The organism is Microvirga splendida (assembly GCF_016427565.1).
In the GTDB taxonomy this organism is placed as follows: domain Bacteria; phylum Pseudomonadota; class Alphaproteobacteria; order Rhizobiales; family Beijerinckiaceae; genus Microvirga; species Microvirga splendida.
Map to the genome: position 1 here is coordinate 20,991 of NZ_JAELXT010000014.1, position 19,059 is coordinate 40,049.

Below are 19,059 nucleotides of genomic sequence, written 5' to 3' on the forward strand. Positions count from 1 at the left end.
GAGGGTCCTCGGGAATGATCACGCACGCATCGGCGCAATACCCATCCCGCGCACCCTTTGAGGTACGTGAATTGTGGGTAAGCCATGATGCGCGGTTGATCATGGCGGGAAGCCCAGCAGATGTTATATCGTCCGCCAAGCTTCTCGAGTGTGAAGCAAGTGGTGCCAACCGCATGCCGGGACGGAGCAGAGCGTTGACCGTCCGACCGGGCAACCGGCTACATTAGGCCTATGGAACGACTGCTACTAAGGAAATCCTGCCTCCCGATTCAGGAGAGCCAATCGGCTTAGAACATTGGACTTTCGGCAGTCTCCGGTCGTTTTGAACTTAACAGTGCGATGCAACGTTATGCGATAGGGCTCCCGTGAGCCTGCATCCCTTTTTCTCAGGAGAATGCCCATGCTGAAGACCCATATGGCCGTCTGTCTGATGGCCACCGGCCTGATCGCGGCTCCCGCTCTCGCTCAGACCTCGCCGACGGCTCCGGCCACCAACACGGCTCCCGTCACCACGCCCGCCGGACCGGCCGGCTCGACCATGGGTGCGAACCCCAACGCCACCACGGGCGCAGCCGCCGGCAATGCCACCATGGCGGGCGGCAGCTTCATGACCCAGCGCGAGCCGGGCATGTACAGCGCCTCCGAGCTCATCGGCAAGGACGTGATGGGCGCCAACAACGAGGACATCGGCGAGATCGGCGACGTGCTGATAGACCGCAACGGGCAGGTCCGCGCCGTCGTTGTCGATGTCGGCGGCTTCCTCGGCATCGGCGAAACCCATGTGGCGATCCCGATGCAGCAGGTCCAGATGCGGCCCAACCAGCGGAATGCCGCCACGACCGGCACGGCTGGGACCACCGCCGCCGGCAACACCACCGGCTCGACGGGCACGACGACCACCACAGGCGCGACCGGGACGGCCGGGCAGAACACGGCCGCCGCCGGCAACAGAGGCGCGGACGACATGGTGATCGTGGTCATGACCACCAAGGATCAGCTCAAGAACGCGCCCAAGTTCGAGGAAGGCGCACGGCGTCAGTAAACCCTGCGGGGGAGGGCTTATGCCCTCCCTCTCTCCCGGCCGTCGAGAACGCCCGCGCGGCCCGAAACTCCGGCCCGCCCGGTTCCCATCCCCCTCCCGCCGTGGTATCGCGCCCGCATCTTTTTCCTTGAATGGAGCGGCCGCCATGCCGAGCGACCTGAAGCGCGTGACCCGCGCTCTGCTTTCCGTATCCGACAAGACGGGTCTCGTGGACTTCGCCCGCGCGCTGCACCAGCGCGGCATCGAGCTGGTCTCCACCGGCGGCACGCATAAAGCTCTGAGCGAAGCAGGCCTGCCCGTGAAGGACGTGAGCGAGCTCACGGGATTCCCCGAGATGATGGACGGGCGCGTAAAGACCCTGCACCCGGCCGTCCATGGCGGGCTGCTGGCGATCCGCTCCAACCCGGAGCACCAGGCGGCGATGCTGGCCCACGGCATCCAGGCCATCGACCTGCTGGTGGTGAACCTCTATCCCTTCGAGGCCACGGTGGCGGCCGGCAAGCCTTACGACGACTGCATCGAGAACATCGATATCGGCGGCCCGGCGATGATCCGCGCGGCGGCCAAGAACCACGGCGACGTGGCCGTGGTGGTGGACGGGGCCGATTATGCCGCCGTTCTCGACGATCTCGCGCAGCATGAGGGCTCGGTGACGCTCACCCTGCGCCGGCGCCTGGCGCAGAAGGCCTATTCGCGCACGGCCGCCTACGATGCGGCGATCTCCAACTGGTTCGCGAACGAACTCAACGAGGCCACCCCGCCGTTCCGGGCGCTCGGCGGCGCGATTGCCGAAGTGATGCGCTACGGCGAGAACCCACATCAGTCCGCTGCCTTCTACCGTACGCCGGAAAACCGCCCCGGCGTCGCCACCGCCCGCCAGGTGCAGGGCAAGCAGCTCTCCTACAACAACATCAACGACACGGATGCGGCCTACGAGGCTGTGGCGGAGTTCTCACCGGAGCGCTCGGCCGCCATCGTGATCGTCAAGCACGCCAACCCCTGCGGCGTGGCGGAAGGCGCGAACCTCCGTGACGCCTACGAGAAGGCCCTGCGCTGCGATCCGGTCTCGGCCTTCGGCGGCATCGTGGCCATGAACCGGACGCTCGATGCGGAAGCGGCCAAGGCCATCACCGAGATCTTCACCGAGGTGATCATCGCGCCCGATGCGAGCGAGGAGGCCATCGCGATCGTCGCCGCCAAGAAGAACCTGCGCCTGCTGCTCGCGGGCTCCCTGCCCGATCCGCGTGCACCGGGCCTGACCCTGCGCACGGTGGCGGGCGGCTTCCTGGCGCAGAATCGGGACAACGCCGTGGTCGATTCCATGGACCTCAAGGTGGTGACGAAGCGCGCGCCCACGGAGCGCGAGCTCGCCGACCTGCGCTTCGCCTTCCGGGTCGCCAAGCACGTGAAGTCGAACGCCATCGTCTATGCGAAGGACCTCGCCACGGTGGGCATCGGCGCCGGCCAGATGAGCCGCGTCGATTCCTCCCGCATCGCCGCCTGGAAGGCCGCGGAAGCCGCAAAAGCCGCCAACCTGCCGGAGACCCTCGCCCGTGGATCGGTGGTGGCCTCCGACGCCTTCTTCCCCTTCGCCGACGGCCTGCTCGCCGCAGCCGAGGCCGGCGCCACCGCGGTGATCCAGCCCGGCGGCTCCATGCGCGACGACGAGGTGATCAAGGCTGCCGACGAGGCGGGGCTCGCGATGGTGTTCACCGGGCACCGGCATTTCAGGCACTGAACCTAAAAACCGCGTCATCCCGGGGCCGCAAAGTGGAACCCGCGATCGCGTGAGAGGAATGACGCAAGCAGCCCTCTCCCCCCTTGTGGGGGAGAGATGGAGAGGGGGGTGCAGCGCTGCACTGGAACCAGCTTAGCGCCAGCACCCCCCTCCCGGCCGCTGCCGCGGCCACCCTCCCCCACAAGGAGGGAGGGGACATCCGCGCTTCACTTGTAAAACAATCCCGGATCTTCGCTACGCTTCGTCCAGGATGACATTTCTCCTCACGCTCCCCATCTGAAGCGGAGCAGAGGGAGAAACCTATGATCGTGACCACGACACCCACCATCGAAGGCCGCCGGATCGGTTCCTATCGCGGCATCGTCTCGGGCGAGGCGATCCTCGGCGCCAACGTTTTTCGCGACTTCTTCGCCTCCATCCGCGACGTGGTGGGCGGGCGTGCGGGCTCCTACGAGCGGGTTTTGCGCGACGGACGCGACACCGCCCTGCAGGAGATGATCGAAGAGGCCCAGCGCCTTGGAGCGCACGCCATCGTGGGCGTTCACCTCGATTACGGCGCGCTCGGCAAGAACGAGGGCATGATGATGGTGTCGGTGAGCGGCACGGCGGTGACGCTGGAGTGAACCATATCGGTGTCATTCCCGGCCGGAGCGCCAGCGGAGGGGAAGGGAATCCATAGCGCTGTGCGTGCGGGTGGATCCCCTTCCCTCGCTTCGCTTGGCCTGAGGAGAACAAGGGTGCGCCTCACACCCGTCTCACGCCGCTCAACAGCCCAAAGCCGACGAGCAGGAACAGGATCAGCACCGCCGGTCCCGCTGCTTGCGTTTGAAACGTCGCTGTTGCGATGGCAACCGCCAGCGGCGCAAGGAAGGACGTGACTTTGCCTGACAGCGCCAGCAGGCCGAAATAGCGGCCTGCCTCCTGGGCGGGAACGAGGCGCGCCAGGAGGCTGCGCGAGGACGCCTGCAGCGGGCCCGCCACGGAGCCGATGACGAGGCCGAGCAGCACGAACACCTTCTCGGGCGCCGAGCCGTAGAGGCCATCGTCGGGCGTTGGCGCCGCCGTCGGCACCACGAAGAAGATGGTGTCGCGCCCGAGCGACAGCACGCCGAGGCACACGAGGGCGAGGAGGACGACGGCGCCGAGGATCACCGGCTTGGCGCCGAGGCGGTCGTCGAGCCGTCCGCCGATCAGCGCCCCGATGGTGCCGGTGATGGTGAGCAGGATGCCGAAGAGCCCGAGCTCGATGGCCTGCCAGCCGAACACGCCGGCCCCGTAGATGCCCCCGAAGGCAAAGAGCGCCACGAGCGCATCCTGATAGACCATGTTGGCGAGGAGAAAGCGCCCGACGCTTGCGTGCCGCCGCGCATCCGCGACGGTGTTCTTCACCTGCTCCAGCCCTTTTCGGGCCGCTTGTCCGAGGCTCATCCCTGAGCGCGGGACATCGGGCGTGACGAGAAAGAGCGGCAGCACGAAGACGAGGAACCACAGGGCCGAGAATGGTCCCGTGATGCGGTCGCCCTCGCGCGTGGCAGGGTCGAGGCCGAAGAGTGGATCCAGACCGAACACGGTCTTCATCGACACGGGATCGGCGGCGAGAAAGCCCAGCACGATCACCAGCGACACGAGCCCGCCGAGATAGCCCATGGCCCAGCCGGTGCCGGAGAGCCGGCCGTAGCGATCCGGCGGCACGAGATGCGGGATCATCGCATTGTTGAACACGGCCGCCACCTCCACGGCCACAGTCGCGAAGGCAAAGGCCACGAGCGCAATGGCAATGGCGGAGGGCTGTCCGGGCGCGGCGTACCAGAGCGCGGAGCATGCGATCACCAGCACGAGCCCGCAGGCCGCGATCCACGGCTTCTTCGGCCCCGTGGCATCGGCGATGGAACCGAGCACCGGCGACAGGATGGCGAGCACGAGCCCGGCCGCCGCCGTCGCGTAGCCCCACAGGCTCTGGCCGCTCACCGGATCAGAGGCCAGGGCCGATGCGAAATAGGGTGCGAAGACGAAGGTGGTGACGAGCGTGAAGAAGGGTTGGCACGCCCAGTCGAACAGGAGCCAGCCCAGGATTGCGGGGCGCGAGGCTTTTTGTGAGGGAGTGAGGGTGTTGGCGTCTCTCAAGGGAGTCTGGCTTCCACTCTAGCGCTTCCCCCCTGTCATCACCGGCCTTGTGCCGGTGATCTCGATCAGAAAGGCGCTGCGCTTCACATGATCTGGATGGCCGGGACAGGCCCGGCCATGATGTGGAAAGGTTCAGTGTCATTCCCGGCCGGAGCGTCAGCGGAGGGGAAGGGAATCCACTCACACGCTCAGCACCATGGATCCCCTTCCCGGCCTACGGCCGCCGGGGATGACACGTGCACCGATATCGTCCCTCCCCCACCCCAAGTCGGTTGTTCCCGACTTTGGCACTGTGGAAGCAGGGCTCGCGATGGATCAGGTCGTCCGTGCGAGATCGCCGAGCAGGCTCGCCGCCACGGTGATCTTCGACAGGGTCAGGCCCGACGAGACGATGCCGTCGACCGCGCTTCTGATGCGGTTGACATCGCCGCCGCGCTTCTCGCTCCAGCTGCGCACGGCTTCCGTGCCCGACTGGTCCTGCGAGGCCACTTCGGCCGTGAGGCCCCGGTGGGCATAGGCGATGCTGTCGATGGCGCGGTCCAGCGCCAGGCGGTCGAAGTAATCGCTGACGCTGATCTCCTGCGCGGCGCCGATGAGGGCGCCGAGACGGAAGGAGGCTTCGAGAGCGAAATGGGTGCAGGCGATGTCGGAAACCGGCTTGCCGATCTTCTGCGCCGTCTGCACGATGTCCGGCGCCGCAACGAGGTCCGGCAGGGACGCGATGCGCCGCGCCAGGTCCTCCGGAACGCCCTCGTCCACCAGCGCCTTCGTGCGCGCTTCCCACACCGCCTTGGCTTCGGGCGAGAGCGCATCGTCGAGGCTGTTCTCGACCTCGGCGATCCCCGTCTGGTAGGCGCCGACGATCTGGTCGAGGGAGTGGTTGGCGAAGTCCACGTTGCGGATGAACCAGACGATCCGGTTCATGAGCAGGTCCTGCAACTCGCCGTAGAGGCGCAGCTGAACGCGGCCCGGCACGATGCCGTCGAGGGCATCGATGGCGATGTTCATCTCGGTGAGATTGAACGAATCGCGGGTGGCCGCATAGGCCGCCGCGATGGTCGGCGCATCCGCGCCGGTCTGGTCCACGAGACGGGCCACCATGGTGGGACCGCCCCGGTTGATGATGGCATTCGCAAGCTGCGTGGCGATGATCTCGCGCCGCAGGCGATGGCCTGCAATCGCGTCGGGGAAGCGCTCGCGCATCTCGGCCGGGAAGTAGCGGTCGAGCTCCTTGCCGAGGTACGGATCGTCCGGCACGGGGCTCTCCAGCAGCGCGTCGTGCAGGGAGAGCTTGGCATAGGCCAGCAGCACCGCGAGTTCCGGCCGGGTCAGCGCCTCGCCGCGGCGGGCGCGCTCGGTGAGCGTCGAGTCGTCGGGCAGGTATTCCACCGTGCGGTTGAGGCGGCCCTGCGCCTCCAGCATGTGCATGAGCCGGCGGGCGAAACCGAGATCGGCCTGGCCCCGCTGCTCGGAGAGCGACAGCGCCAGGCTCTGCAGGTAGTTGTTGCGCAGCACGAGGGCTGCGACGTCCTCGGTCATGTCCGCAAGCAGTTCGTTGCGCTGCTCCTCGTTCAGGCGTCCGTCGCGCTCCGGCGTGGTCAGCGCGATCTTGATGTTCACCTCCACGTCGGAGGTGTTGACGCCCGCCGAATTGTCGATGGCGTCGGTGTTGAGGCGCACGCCCTTCTGCGCCGCCTCGATACGTCCGCGCTGGGTCAGCCCGAGATTGGCGCCCTCGCCGATCACCTTGGCGCGCAGGTCGGAGCCGGCGATCCGGATCGCATCGTTGGCGCGGTCGCCCACCTGCTCGTCCGTCTCGGACGCGGCGCGGACATAAGTGCCGATGCCGCCGAACCAGAGCAGGTCGACGCGGGCCTTCAGGATGGCGTTCATCACCTCCGCGGGCGTGGCCTGCGGCTTGTCGATATCGAGAAGCGCACGCATCTCGGCCGAGAGCGGAATCGATTTCGCGCTGCGCGAGAACACGCCGCCGCCCGACGAGATCAGCGCCTTGTCGTAATCCTGCCAGCTGGAGCGGGGCAGATTGAACAGGCGCTCGCGCTCCAGAAAGGATGCTTCCGGATCCGGGTTCGGATCGAGGAAGATGTCGCGGTGGTCGAAGGCGGCCACGAGCTTCAGCGCCCGCGACAGCAACATGCCGTTGCCGAACACGTCGCCCGACATGTCGCCCACGCCCGCCACCGTCACCGGAGTGGTCTGGATGTCGATGTCGATCTCGCGGAAGTGGCGCTTCACCGCCTCCCAGGCGCCGCGGGCCGTGATGCCCATCTTCTTGTGGTCGTAGCCCTGGCTGCCGCCGGACGCGAAGGCATCGCCGAGCCAGTGGCCCTTCTCGATGGAGAGCGCGTTCGCCGTGTCGGAGAAGGTGGCCGTGCCCTTGTCGGCCGCGACCACGAGATAGGGATCGTCGCCGTCGTGGCGCACCGTGTCGGGCGGCGGGACGATGCTGTCACCGACGATGTTGTCGGTGAGCTGCAGCATGGTGCGCACGAAGATGCGGTAGCTCTCGGTGCCCTCGGCGAGCCAAGCCTGCCGGTCACCCGGCGGCGGCAGGAGCTTGGGCACGAAGCCGCCCTTGGCGCCCACCGGCACGATGACGGCGTTCTTGACCTGCTGCGCCTTGACGAGGCCCAGCACCTCGGTGCGGAAATCCTGCGGCCGGTCGGACCAGCGCAGGCCGCCGCGCGCCACCTTGCCGAAGCGCAGATGCACGCCCTCGACCCGCGGCGAGTAGACGAAGATCTCGTAGAGGGGCCGGGGCAGCGGAAGGCCTTCCACCTTGGCGCATTCGAACTTGAACGCGATGGTCTGGCGCGGCAGGCCGTTATCCTCGAGCTGGAAGAAATTGGTGCGGGTCGCCGCATCGATCAGGTTGATGAAGCGGCGCAGGATGCGGTCGTCGTCGAGGCTCGTGACCTGCTTCAGCTGCTCCTCGATCCGCTCGCGGATCACCGCCTCGGCGGCCTCGCGGCCCTTTTCGTGGCGCGGGTCGAAGCGGGCATAGAAGAGCTTCACGAGATCGGCCACGATGGCGCCGTGGCGGGCGAGCGTTTCCGCGATGTAGTCCTGCGAGTAAGCCACCTGGATCTGGCGCAGATAGCGGCCGAAGGCCCGGATCATGGCGACATCGCGCCAGCCGAGGCCCGCTTCGAGTACGAGGCGGTTGAAGCCGTCGGATTCCGCGAGGCCGCGGAAGAGGGCGAGCAGCGCCGCTTCGATCAGCGCCTGGATCTCGTCGATCTGGATCGTGCCGCCCGCAGCGCGCTCCAGGGTCATGTCGTGGAGCCACACGCGCTCCGAGGCGGTGAAGACCACCCGGTAGGTTCGCTCGTTCACCACGCGGAAGCCGAGGTTCTCCAGGAGCGGCACGCGGTCCGACAGCGGCATCGACTGGTTGAGCGAGAACACCTTCAGGTTCACGCGGGTCTCGCCATCGCCTTCGCGGCGGTAGAGATCGACCGCGCGGGGACGGGCTTCCGAGAGCTGCTCCAGCAGGTTGATGTCCCGGATCACCTGCTCGGCCCCGAAGGCCTCGCGGTAGGCGGCGCTGAAGGCCTCTCCGTAGCGGGAGGCAAGCGAGCGCGCCCGTGCGCCGCCGACCGACGCGTCGAGCTCGTCGCGCAACGCATCGCTCCAGGTGCGGACGATGGCCGAGATGCCCTTTTCCAGGGTCTCGCGGGCGACCTGCGGGGTCCGCCCCTCGTCGCGCCCGATGATGTAATGGGTGCGCGCCAGCGGGCCTTCCGGATAGGACGGATAGGAGGCGGAGACGCGCCCCTCGTAGATGCCGGCGAGGAACTGGCCGATGCGCAGGCGGGCCTGCGTGTCGTAGCGGTCCTTGGGCACGAACACGAGCACCGACACGAAGCGGTCGAACTCGTCGGGACGCGCCAGCGCCCGCACCCGCGGGCGCTCCGACAGGTTCATGATGTCGATGGCGAAGTGGTAGAGCGTGTCCTCGTCGATCTGGAACAGCTCGTCGCGCGGATAGCTCTCGAGCACGTTGAGCAACGCGCGGCCGGCATAGCTCGCCGGGTCGAAACCCGCGCGGGCCGTGACCTTCGCCACCTTGTGGCGCAGGTAGGGCACCTCGCCGGTGGTGTTGGTGTAGGCGCTGGCCGTAAACAGGCCGACGATGCGCAGCTCCCCCTGCAGGTGGCCATTGCCGTCGAAGAGCTTCACGCCGATGTAGTCGAGATGCGCCCGGCGATGGACGCGGGACTTCACGTTCGCCTTGGCGATGATGAGCGCCTGGGGCCGCGCCAGGAAGGCGCGAACTTCCGGCGACATGGAGACCAGTTCGCGGCCGCGGCGCAGCACGCGCACGTTGGGGTCGCGCAGGAGGCCGAGCCCCGAGCCTTCCACCGGGTCGGCCGCGGTGTCGCCGGACGGCAGACGGTACTCGCGCAGGCCCAAGAAGGTGAAGTTGTCCCGGGCGATCCAGTCGAGGAAGGCGATGGCCTCCTTCACCTCGTCGTCCGGCAGGGGCGGCGGGTTGAGGCGGTAATTGTGCACGATCTCGGTGACGCGGGCGCGCATGCCCGGCCAGTCGTGCACCGCCAGGGACACGTCGCTGTGGACGCGCCCCATGGCCTCGATGAGCCGGGTGCGGGTGTCCGCGTCGTCGATGCGGGGCAGGTGAATATGGATGAAGCTTTCGCGCTTCACGCCGAGCCGCAGGGCCGCCGTGGCCTCGCCCACGAGGCGCACGAGGGCGCCGCCGGAATCCCGCTCGACGGCCAGGATCGGATGGGCCACGAGGAGCGGGTCGTAGCCCTGGTCGACGATCTCGGCCAGGGTCGAGTCGAGCAGGAAGGGCATGTTGTCGTTGACGATCTCGAGCACCGTCACGTCCTGCCGCCTTCCCTCGCGCTCGACCTCCACGTCGATGAGGCGGATATCCGCCCCGTCGGCGGTGCGGGAGGCCTTGAGATGCTCGAAGGCTTCCGCTGCGAGATCCGCCAGGGCCTGCGGGGAATAGAAGGCGAGATCCTCGGACGGCACTCGCCCGTACAGGTCGCGCACGAAGGTCGGAGGGGTAGCCTTGTGTCCGGCTTCCAGCACGGCGACGGCTTCGGCCGTCAACTCGCTTCCGCTGGTGGGGGTATCCAGCTTCATGCGCGCATCCTCTGATTGTCGTTGTTGCGGGAGCGTTGCCACAGAGCGGCAGGCGGCGCAAGGACAGCCTGCAGAAGCGCGCCGCGTAGGGTTAAGTTCTTGCAGCGCACGAACACTTTATGCTGCCTGAGCCTCTTGAGACGAAAGATTAGTATCGCCCCATTCCTTCATGGCCATGAGCACCGGCTCAAGACTCCGTCCGCGTGCGGACAGGGAATATTCGACTCGGGGCGGCACCTGGGCATAGACCGTGCGGACGATGAGCCCGTCGGCCTCCAGCTCGCGCAGCTGGTGCGTGAGCATGCGCTGCGTGACGTTGGGGATGAGCCGGCGCAGCTCGTTGAAGCGCAGGGTTCCGCGCAGGAGCTTGTAGAGAACGACGATCTTCCACTTGCCGTCGATGAGGCTGAGCGTGCGCTCGACGGCGCAACCCTGAACTCCCGGAACTTTCGACGACACCCTCGGCATCACGGTATCCTTTTTGACACTATGGACTGTTTTTGTGCGTTCTTGCGGGCTCAAACACTATGCTCAACTATATCTCTATAGCATCGGACCCAAAAGTGGAGCCCACTTTTGGGATCCATCCGATGCTCAGCTTTTGAGAATGCGCATCGTGTGGGCCGGAAAACCGGGTCCACTTTTCGCTAGCGTGGCCCGCTGGGTCCGCACGATGCGCGAACAGGAGACAAGCCATGCGCGCCGTCGGATATCAGCAATCCCTTCCCATCGACCAGGACGCCTCCCTCATGGACGTGGACCTGCCCCGGCCCGAGCCAGGCCCGCGAGACCTGCTCGTCGAGATCAAGGCGGTCTCCCTGAACCCGGTCGACACCAAGGTGCGCATGCGGGCTCAACCCGAGGCAGGGGGCGTGAAGGTGCTGGGGTTCGACGCAGCCGGCATCGTGCGCGGAGTGGGCTCCGAGGTCTCGCTGTTCAAGGAGGGCGACGCGGTGTTCTATGCCGGCGCCATCACAAGGCCCGGCACCAATGCTGAATTCCACGTGGTCGACGAGCGGCTGGTGGGCGCCAAGCCCCAATCCCTCGGCTTCGAGGCGGCGGCTGCCCTTCCGCTCACCACCCTCACCGCCTGGGAGACCCTGTTCGACCGGCTCGACGTGAAGCGCCCGGTCAAGGGCGCGGCCAACGCGATCCTCATCGTCGGCGCGGCCGGCGGCGTGGGCTCCGTGGCCGTCCAGCTGGCACGCCATCTGACGGACCTGACGGTGATCGCCACCGCCTCGCGGCCGGAAACGCAGGCCTGGGTCAAGGAGCTCGGCGCCCACCACGTGGTCGACCACAGCCAGCCGCTCGCCGCGCAGGTCGAAGCCCTCGGGATCGGTGCGCCGGCCTTCGTGTTCTCGATCACCCACACGGAACACCATTTTGCGGAGATCGCGAAAGCCCTTGCCCCGCAAGGCCGATTCGCCCTCATCGACGACCCGAAGACACCCCTCGACATCAGCCTCCTGAAGAGCAAGAGCGTGTCGATCCACTGGGAATCCATGTTCACCCGCTCGACCTTCCAGACAGCCGACATGGAGCGCCAGCACGAGATCCTAAACGAGGCCTCGCGCCTGGTGGATGCGGGAACGATTCAAACGACGCTCTCGGATGTGATCGGGCCGATCAACGCGGCCAATCTCAAGCGAGCGCACGCGCTTATCGAGAGCGGCCGCACGCGCGGCAAGATCGTGCTCTCGGGATTCTGAGGATCCTCAGAGGAGGATATGCGAAGGGCTCGCGATCTGAACAGATCGCGAGCCCTTCGTTGAAAAGAAAAGGCTGCCCCGTAAGGCAGCCCTGTGTCTCGACTGGAGTGGCCCGGCTCCTCTCGCGACCCGGAGGGCTGGGGGGCTGACGTGTCCAAGCCGTTCGATGAGCCGGGCCGTCGAGGCAACTTAAGCATTTACGGGGTTCAGTGCGGCCCCATTTCGGCGCGAATGAGGCAGGAATAAGATTTGCAAAGGAAGCAGTGATTCATTGTGTCCCGACGGGTTGATCCGTTAGCCGCCTACGCCCATCATCTGGATATGTTAACAGCCATGGGAGGCGTCATGAGCGAAGGTGACATCGGAGAGCCGCTGCGCGGCGGCTCGAGTCAGGGCTCGGCCCATATCGTGCCCTTCCCCGCCGCGCCGAAACAGGTGTCCTTCGACCGCGCCGAGTTGCAGGCCATTCTCAACCTCTACGGCCGCATGGTGGCCGCCGGCGAGTGGCGCGATTACGCCATCGACTTCATGCCGGACAAGGCCGTGTTCTCCATCTTCCGCCGCACCTCGGAAATGCCCCTCTACCGCATCGAGAAAGACCCGAAGCTCGCCAAGAAGCAGGGCGCGTATTCCGTCATCGTCTCGACCGGCCTGATCCTTAAGCGCGGGCACGAGCTCGACCAGGTGCTGCGCGTGCTCGACAAGCCGAAGGTGGTGGCGAACTAGCTTGCCGGGATAGGCCGGGTCGGCGGCTCGGCCATGCCGCGCCCGAGGGGGCGCTGCATCAGCACGGTGGAGAGCCAGCGCCCGTGCTTGTAGCCGATGCCCTTGAGAACCCCGACAGGCTCGAAGCCGAGGCTCCTGTGCAGGGCGATGGAGCCGCGTGACTCCTCATCGCCGATCACCGCCACCATGAGCCGGAAATCCAAGGCCTCGCAGCGTTCGATCAGCGCGATGAGAAGCGCGCGCCCGACACCCTGTCCCTGCGCGTCGGGAGCGACGTAGATCGAGTCCTCGACCGTCGAGCGATAGGCGGGCCGCGTGCGGTAGGCGCCCGCATAGGCATAGCCCAGGATCTGCCCGCCGCGCTCCGCCACCAGATAAGGATAGCCGCCCTCCAGGATCGCTTCGCGGCGGCGCGCCATCTCGGCTTCCGTTGGCGGATCGAGCTCGAATGAGGCCGTCCCGTGCCTCACCGCATGATCGTAGATGGCCGTGATGGCGGGAATGTCGGTTTCGAGAGAAGGGCGGATGACGAAGCTCATGGGTAATCTCTAAACCTGCAGGCTCCCGATGAACAGGCGCCGGCTCGCCGGGACTGTCTTTGTTCCTGCTTCAGGATTAGCATGAAGCCTCATGAGAAGGGATTGCCGGTGAACCAGCTCAGCCCAGGCGAGATGCAGCCGGCCGTCGGGTCACATGCCCGGAATTACGTGGTCTGGAGTGCGATATTGGGCTCCAGCATGGTGTTTGCCGACGGCGCCATCGTGACCGTGGCGATTCCGCAGATGCGCGAGAGCCTGCAGGCATCGTTGTCCGAAATGCAGTGGGTCACCAATGCCTATGCGTTGACGCTGTCCGCCTTCCTGCTCCTCGGCGGCGCGGCCGGCGATGCCTATGGTCTGCGAAAGATCTTCATGATCGGCATCGCGGCCTTCGGGCTCACCTCGCTCTGGTGCGGGCTGTCGCAGTCGGCCGGGATGCTGATCGTGGCCCGGGCCTTTCAAGGCGTCAGCGGCGCCCTGCTGGTGCCGGGCTCTCTGGCGCTCATCAGCGCCCATTTCCCGCCGGAGGCGCGCGGCAGGGCCATCGGCACCTGGGCGGCCGCCTCCGCCATCGCGGCGGCGCTCGGGCCGATCCTCGGCGGCTGGCTCATCGATATCGGCCCGTGGCAGGCGATCTTCTGGATCAACGTGCCGGTCGCCGCGCTGGCGCTCTGGCTGTGCTGGAGGCATGTGCCCGAAAGTGCGGTACGGGACGAGACAACCATGGACTGGCTCGGCGCCGCGCTTGCCATTCTGGGCCTGGGCCTTCTCGCCTATGGGCTGACGGCGCTCGGCGAACGAGACGGCCAGCGGAGCATCGCTCTCCTGCTGACGATGGCCGGCGCGGCGATCCTCGTTCTGTTCGTCCTGCACGAGAGGCGCAGCGCCGCCCCGATGATGCCCCTCGACCTGTTCCGCGTTCCGGCTTTCGCCAACGTCAATGCGCTGACCCTGCTGCTGTATTTTGCGCTGAGCGGCGCCCTGTTCTTCCTGCCCATGGCGTTGATCGAGGCTCATGGCTATTCGGCCGCCCGGGCAGGCTCCGTGTTCCTGCCGTTCACCCTCGTCATGGCCGTGCTCTCCCGCCTCGGTGGCGTCCTGGCCGACCGTTTCGGCACCCGCATGCTCCTCACGGTAGGCCCGCTCATCACGGCTTTAAGCTTCGCGCTTCTGGCTCCTGCCGTCTTTCATGGCGGCTATTGGATCGCGGTCGTGCCGGTCATGGCCGTCATGGGGGTTGGCATGGGAATCACGGTCGCGCCCTTGTCCACGACCGTCATGAACGCCGCCTCTGACGAGCGCATCGGAATAGCCTCCGGGATCAACAATGCGATCTCGCGCGTCGCAGGCCTGATGGCAGTGGCTGGACTTGGTGCCCTTGCGACATTCGGATTCCAGCAGGCTGCGGCATGGACGAAACCGGAGCTGACGGGTCTCTTCGCGCAGGCGACCTTCGGTGCGCCCCCGCCCTCTTCCGGGGTGACGTCCGGCGCCTTGCAGGATCTGTATGCCACCGCCATGGCCGGCGGGTTCGGGCTCGTGGCCCTGATCTGCGCGGCGGCGGCGGTTGCGAGCGCCTGGTTCGGCTACCGGTCGGCGCAGACATAGACCCAAAACAAAAGCCCCGGCTTTTCAGCCGGGGCTTCGCGATCAGACGATCCGCTCAACCTTACTCGTTGCGGTTGCCCACGAGAGCCAGGAGGAACTGGAACATGTTGATGAAGTCCAGGTACAGCGTCAGGGCGCCGAACACGGAGACCTTGGCGGCAGCCTCGGAGTCGAAGTTGCCGTAGAGGTACATCTCCTTCAGCTTCTGCGTGTCATAGGCGGTCAGGCCTGCGAAGATCAGCACGCCGATCACCGAGATGCCGAACTGCAGCATGCTCGACGCGACGAAGATGTTCACGATCGAGGCCAGGATCAGGCCGACGAGGCCCATGATCAGGAACGAGCCCATGCCCGACAGGCTGCGGTTCGTGGTGTAGCCCCAGAGCGACAGCGAGCCGAAGGCGGCCGCCGTGATGAAGAACACCTGCACGACGCTCGCGCCGGTATAACGGATGAGAAGCGTCGAGAGCGAAGCACCCATCACCGCCGCGAAGGCGAAGAAGGTGCCGCGGGCGGACGCCGCCGACATCCGGTCCATCCGGAACGAGAAGAAGAAGATGAAGGCCAGAGGCGCCAGCGCCACAACCCACATCAGGGGCGAGCCATACAGGGTCGCGCCGAACTGGGTCAGGCCGACACCGCCCATCCGGGCAACCGCTTGCGACGGATCGCCAGTGGTGGCCAGCATGTTGATGCCGAGCGCGACCAGGGCCGAGATGGCAAGGCCCAGGACCATGTTGTTGTAGACGCCGAGCATGAAGGCGCGCAGGCCCTGGTCGACCTGAGCCGCCGTCCGGGCAAAGCCGGTGCCATAGGCGTGTTGGTTTTGCTCATACGGTTGCATCGGAGTCCTTTCTCGCGGTGTCCCGTTGTTCCCTCGAAGGGCTGGGGTCAGCCCTCGGCCGCCGCTTTTTTGGCGACACCACGAATATGTGAGGGCCGAGGGTTTTTCGCAAGAGGCAAGGTCAAGCTTCAAATCTTCGTGAAACAAGAAAAATGAAGAGCAGAGTAGCTGCTGCTCCTCATTAAGCTTTTGGCGCTCCTTTATAACGCGCTCGTATCTTCGCGGCTTAAAGGTTTCTTAAATACTGCGCCGGCTTTTGACTTAGGATCCGCCAGGTTCCCATCAGGCCTAAACCGACGCTCACGAGAACCGCCAAGGCTGAAGCCAAGATGGCGCCCGACAAGTCTAGGGTAAAGCTTAGGTTCATGATCCGGTCGACGATGAAATAGGCCGCCAATGTCCCGGCGAGCAGCCCGAAGACTGCCGTGGCGAGCCCGAGCAGCCCGTATTCGAGAGCATAGGCCGAGAGCAGCCGGGCGCGGGTGGCGCCCAGGGTCTTGAGGACCACGGCATCGTAGAGCCGGGCCCGGTGGCCGGCTGCCAGAGCGCCCGCCAGCACCAGGAGGCTCGCGATCAGCGCGATGGAGCTGGCGCCGCGAATCGCCATGACGAGCTGCGAGACCACGTCGTTCACCGCCTCCAGGGCATCCTTCACCCGCACGCTGGTGACCATGGGATAGGCCTGGGCCGAGCTGCGGAGGATCTTTGCGTCGATCGCATCGTCGGAACCGTTCGGGAAGGTGACGGTGGCCAGATGCGTGTGGGGGGCGCCGGCGAAGGTGTTCGGCGAGAACACCATGACGAAGTTGATCCCCATGCTTCGCCACTCCACCTCGCGCAGGTTGGAGATGGTGGCGCTGATGTTGCGCCCGAGCACGTTGACGGTGATCTCGTCACCGATCTTCAGCCCTAAGCCCTCCGCGATCTTGCGGTCGAAGGAGACCAGCGGATTGCCGCGATAATCCTCCGGCCACCACTCGCCCTGGACGATCTTCGAGCCCTCCGGCGCCGTGTCGGCATAGGTGATGCCGCGATCGCCCGAGAGCACCCAGGCGATGTCCTCCTCGGCCTTGATCTCGCCGACCGGACGGCCGCCCAGGGTCACCAGACGGCCGCGCATCATCGGCACGCGCTCGATCTTGGCGTCGGCGGCCTGGTTCTTCAGGAAGCCTTCGAAGGCATCGGCCTGCTGGTTCGGGATGTCGAGGAAGAAGAAGCTCGGCGCCTGCTGCGGCAGGCTTTGCGTCAGCTGCCGGGTGAAGTTGGAATCGATGACCGCAAGCGTGACGAGAAGCGTGATCCCGAGGCCCAGCGACAGCACGAGGGAGGGCGTGAGCGCGCCGGGCCGGTGGATGTTAGCGAGCGCGAGCCGCGGGGCCGTGCTGCGCGGGCGCGGCAGGCGGCGGGCGAGCGCCATGATCCCGAAGGCGACGATGCGCAGCAGGGCGAAGGAGCCGGCAGCCGCACCCACGAACATCAGGGCCACCCGCCGGTCATAGGCCGCGAGCAGCGACAGGCCCACGAGCGCCACAACGGAGAGCACCAGGGCCGTCACGTACCGCTTGCGCGGCCAGCGCCGCTCCGGGTCGATCTGGTCGCGGAACAGCCCCGACACCGGCACGTCGTGGGCACGGCCCAAGGGCGCGATGGCGAAGACGAGCGCGGTGAGCACCCCATAGAGCAGCGCGATGCCGAGCTCGCTCCAGGCCAGCGTCGGCTGGATCGGGATCGGCAGGAGATGGCCGAACAACCCCGTGATCACGAAAGGCAGGGCCGCCCCGAAAGCGAGGCCGATGCCGATGCCCACGATGGCGATCAGCATCACCTGGGTGAGGTAGAGCATCACCACCTGGCCGCCCGGCGCGCCGAGGCTCTTGAGGGTGGCGATGGAGGCGCGCTTGCGGTCGACGAAGCCGCGCACCGCATTGGCGACGCCCACCCCGCCCACGAGCAGGGCTGTCAGGCCGACCAGCGTGAGGAATTGTGTGAAGCGCTCGATGTTGCGGGCAAAACGCGGATCGGCATTCAGCCGCGTGCGGACGTTCCAGCCTGCCTCCGGCAGGACGCGATTCGCCTCCGCCTCGACCTGGGTCAGCCCCTCCTCGGTGGAGAGGCTCGGCGGCAGGATAAGCCGGTAGGTCCAGCGCACGAGGCTGCCGGGCTGCACGAGACCGGTGGCGGCCAGCGCCTCCTGCGAGAGCAGGAGCCGCGGACCGAAGCCGATGCCGTCGGCGATCTTGTCGGGCTCGGACACGAGGCGCGCCCGCAATTCCACATTGGCGGCGCCCACCGTCACACGGTCGCCCACCTTGAGGTCGAGCCGCGCGAGCAGCGCCGGATCGACCGCCGCGCCGAAAGCGCCGTCCCGCTCGGCGAAGAGGTCGGCGGGGGGAAGCTGCGGATCGGTCTCGAGCGCTCCGACCGTGGGATAGCCGCTATCGACCGCCTTCATCTCCACGAGGCCGGAGCCCTTGTCGCCGGCCACCGCCATAGCCCGCATGGTGGCGATCACGTTGACCTGGCCCTTCGATTCCAGGAACGCCCGCTCGGGCGCCCCGGCCTCGCGCTGGATCAGGGAAAAGGCCATGTCGCCGCCGAGGATCCGCCGCCCCTCGCGGGAGATGCCTTCCGTGAGCGAGCGCGACAGGGACGAGACGCTGGCAATCGCCGCCACGCCGAGCGCGATGCAGGCGAGGAAGATGCCGAAGCCTTTCAGGCCCGCGCGCAGCTCGCGGAAGGCGAGGCGCAGCAGGAGCGGCAGGCGGGACGCGGAAGAAGACCGCTTCTGCGGCGAGGCGGGAAGGGTGCCGTGCATGGGCTTTTTTCCTTACGCCATGGCGGAGGCGGCGCCGGCCTCCAGCTGGCCTGAGCGCAGGCGCACCATGCGGTCGCAGAGGCGGGCGAGGTTGAGATCGTGGGTCACGAGCACCAGGGTCGCGCCCCGATCGCGCTTGAGGGCGAAGAGCAGGTCGATGATGGATCCGCCCGTGTTCTCGTCGAGGTTGCCGGTGGGCTCGTCGGCCACGAGAATCGCGGGATTGGGCACGATGGCGCGGGCAATCGCCACGCGCTGCTGCTCGCCGCCCGAGAGCTGGGCCGGGTAATGGTGCAGGCGAGACCCGAGGCCCACGGCCTGCAGCTCGGCCTCCGCCCGCTCAAAGGCCTCGTCCTCGCCGGCAAGCTCCAGGGGGAGCGCCACGTTCTCCAGCGCGGTCATGGTGGGCACGAGGTGGAAGGACTGGAACACGATGCCGATCCGGCGGCCGCGAAAGCGCGCCAGGGCGTCCTCGTCGAGGCCCGACAGATCGGTGCCGTCGATGACGACTTTCCCTGAATCGGGACGCTCGAGACCTGCCATGGTCATGAGCAGGGTCGACTTGCCGGAGCCCGAGGGACCGACCAGCCCCACCGCCTCGCCTTTGGGAATATCGAGGGAGATGCCTTTCAGGATATGCACCCGCGCGGCCCCGCGCCCGAGGCTCAAATCGATATCGTGCAGCGCGATGGCCTTGTCCTGCATGCCCGTTCACCCGATCTGTTGGAAAGTTGGATTCAACCCGGTTCTAGTCCGGCATAGATGGGAAGCC

The 19,059-nt window shown here is 66.7% G+C and carries 13 protein-coding genes; 6 read left to right on the forward strand and 7 right to left on the reverse strand.

The window, feature by feature from the left end:
* Nucleotides 1–400 precede the first annotated feature (400 nt).
* The 3 genes from JAO75_RS14165 (at nucleotide 401) to JAO75_RS14175 (ending at nucleotide 3,403) form a co-directional block, all read left to right on the forward strand.
* Nucleotides 401–1,042, forward strand: a complete 642-nt coding sequence (locus tag JAO75_RS14165) for a PRC-barrel domain-containing protein (RefSeq protein ID WP_199049789.1) — start codon at nucleotides 401–403, stop codon at nucleotides 1,040–1,042.
* A gap of 145 nt (nucleotides 1,043–1,187) precedes the next feature.
* Nucleotides 1,188–2,780 carry a bifunctional phosphoribosylaminoimidazolecarboxamide formyltransferase/IMP cyclohydrolase gene (gene purH / locus JAO75_RS14170; protein WP_199049790.1) on the forward strand — a complete coding sequence of 531 codons (1,593 nt, stop codon included), beginning with the start codon at nucleotides 1,188–1,190 and terminating at the stop codon, nucleotides 2,778–2,780.
* 302 nt (nucleotides 2,781–3,082) lie between these two features.
* A complete protein-coding gene (locus tag JAO75_RS14175) occupies nucleotides 3,083–3,403 on the forward strand; it encodes a heavy metal-binding domain-containing protein (RefSeq protein ID WP_199049791.1) in 321 nt (106 codons plus the stop codon).
* Between the two features lie 121 nt (nucleotides 3,404–3,524).
* Here JAO75_RS14175 and JAO75_RS14180 read toward each other — a convergent pair whose 3' ends face one another.
* From JAO75_RS14180 to JAO75_RS14190, 3 genes are all read right to left on the reverse strand, one after another.
* Nucleotides 3,525–4,904: an MFS transporter gene (locus JAO75_RS14180; protein ID WP_199049792.1), complete on the reverse strand. Its 1,380-nt coding sequence runs from the start codon at nucleotides 4,902–4,904 to the stop codon at nucleotides 3,525–3,527.
* Nucleotides 4,905–5,219: 315 nt separating this feature from the next.
* Nucleotides 5,220–10,043, reverse strand: a complete 4,824-nt coding sequence (locus JAO75_RS14185) for an NAD-glutamate dehydrogenase (RefSeq protein WP_199049793.1) — start codon at nucleotides 10,041–10,043, stop codon at nucleotides 5,220–5,222.
* A gap of 117 nt (nucleotides 10,044–10,160) precedes the next feature.
* Nucleotides 10,161–10,511 (reverse strand): winged helix-turn-helix transcriptional regulator, encoded by a 351-nt coding sequence (locus tag JAO75_RS14190; RefSeq protein WP_199049794.1) that lies wholly within the window; start codon nucleotides 10,509–10,511, stop codon nucleotides 10,161–10,163.
* Between the two features lie 227 nt (nucleotides 10,512–10,738).
* On the opposite strand from JAO75_RS14190, the gene JAO75_RS14195 reads away from it, so the two are divergent.
* Both JAO75_RS14195 and JAO75_RS14200 read left to right on the forward strand, forming a co-directional pair.
* On the forward strand, nucleotides 10,739–11,755 hold the full coding sequence (locus JAO75_RS14195; RefSeq protein WP_199049795.1) for a zinc-binding alcohol dehydrogenase family protein: 1,017 nt from the start codon (nucleotides 10,739–10,741) through the stop codon (nucleotides 11,753–11,755).
* 345 nt (nucleotides 11,756–12,100) lie between these two features.
* Nucleotides 12,101–12,481 carry a DUF2794 domain-containing protein gene (locus tag JAO75_RS14200; RefSeq protein ID WP_199049796.1) on the forward strand — a complete coding sequence of 127 codons (381 nt, stop codon included), beginning with the start codon at nucleotides 12,101–12,103 and terminating at the stop codon, nucleotides 12,479–12,481.
* Here the strand turns inward: JAO75_RS14200 and JAO75_RS14205 are convergent.
* On the reverse strand, nucleotides 12,478–13,020 hold the full coding sequence (locus tag JAO75_RS14205; RefSeq protein WP_199049797.1) for a GNAT family N-acetyltransferase: 543 nt from the start codon (nucleotides 13,018–13,020) through the stop codon (nucleotides 12,478–12,480). The genes JAO75_RS14200 and JAO75_RS14205 overlap by 4 nt on opposite strands.
* A gap of 81 nt (nucleotides 13,021–13,101) precedes the next feature.
* On the opposite strand from JAO75_RS14205, the gene JAO75_RS14210 reads away from it, so the two are divergent.
* Nucleotides 13,102–14,628 carry an MFS transporter gene (locus tag JAO75_RS14210; RefSeq protein WP_246742506.1) on the forward strand — a complete coding sequence of 509 codons (1,527 nt, stop codon included), beginning with the start codon at nucleotides 13,102–13,104 and terminating at the stop codon, nucleotides 14,626–14,628.
* 61 nt (nucleotides 14,629–14,689) lie between these two features.
* Here JAO75_RS14210 and JAO75_RS14215 read toward each other — a convergent pair whose 3' ends face one another.
* From JAO75_RS14215 to JAO75_RS14225, 3 genes are all read right to left on the reverse strand, one after another.
* On the reverse strand, nucleotides 14,690–15,472 hold the full coding sequence (locus tag JAO75_RS14215) for a Bax inhibitor-1/YccA family protein (RefSeq protein WP_199049798.1): 783 nt from the start codon (nucleotides 15,470–15,472) through the stop codon (nucleotides 14,690–14,692).
* 226 nt (nucleotides 15,473–15,698) lie between these two features.
* Nucleotides 15,699–18,287 carry an ABC transporter permease gene (locus tag JAO75_RS14220; RefSeq protein WP_199049799.1) on the reverse strand — a complete coding sequence of 863 codons (2,589 nt, stop codon included), beginning with the start codon at nucleotides 18,285–18,287 and terminating at the stop codon, nucleotides 15,699–15,701.
* A gap of 12 nt (nucleotides 18,288–18,299) precedes the next feature.
* Entirely contained in the window at nucleotides 18,300–18,992 is a 693-nt protein-coding gene (locus tag JAO75_RS14225) for an ABC transporter ATP-binding protein (protein ID WP_199049800.1), read from the reverse strand.
* Nucleotides 18,993–19,059: the final 67 nt, after the last annotated feature.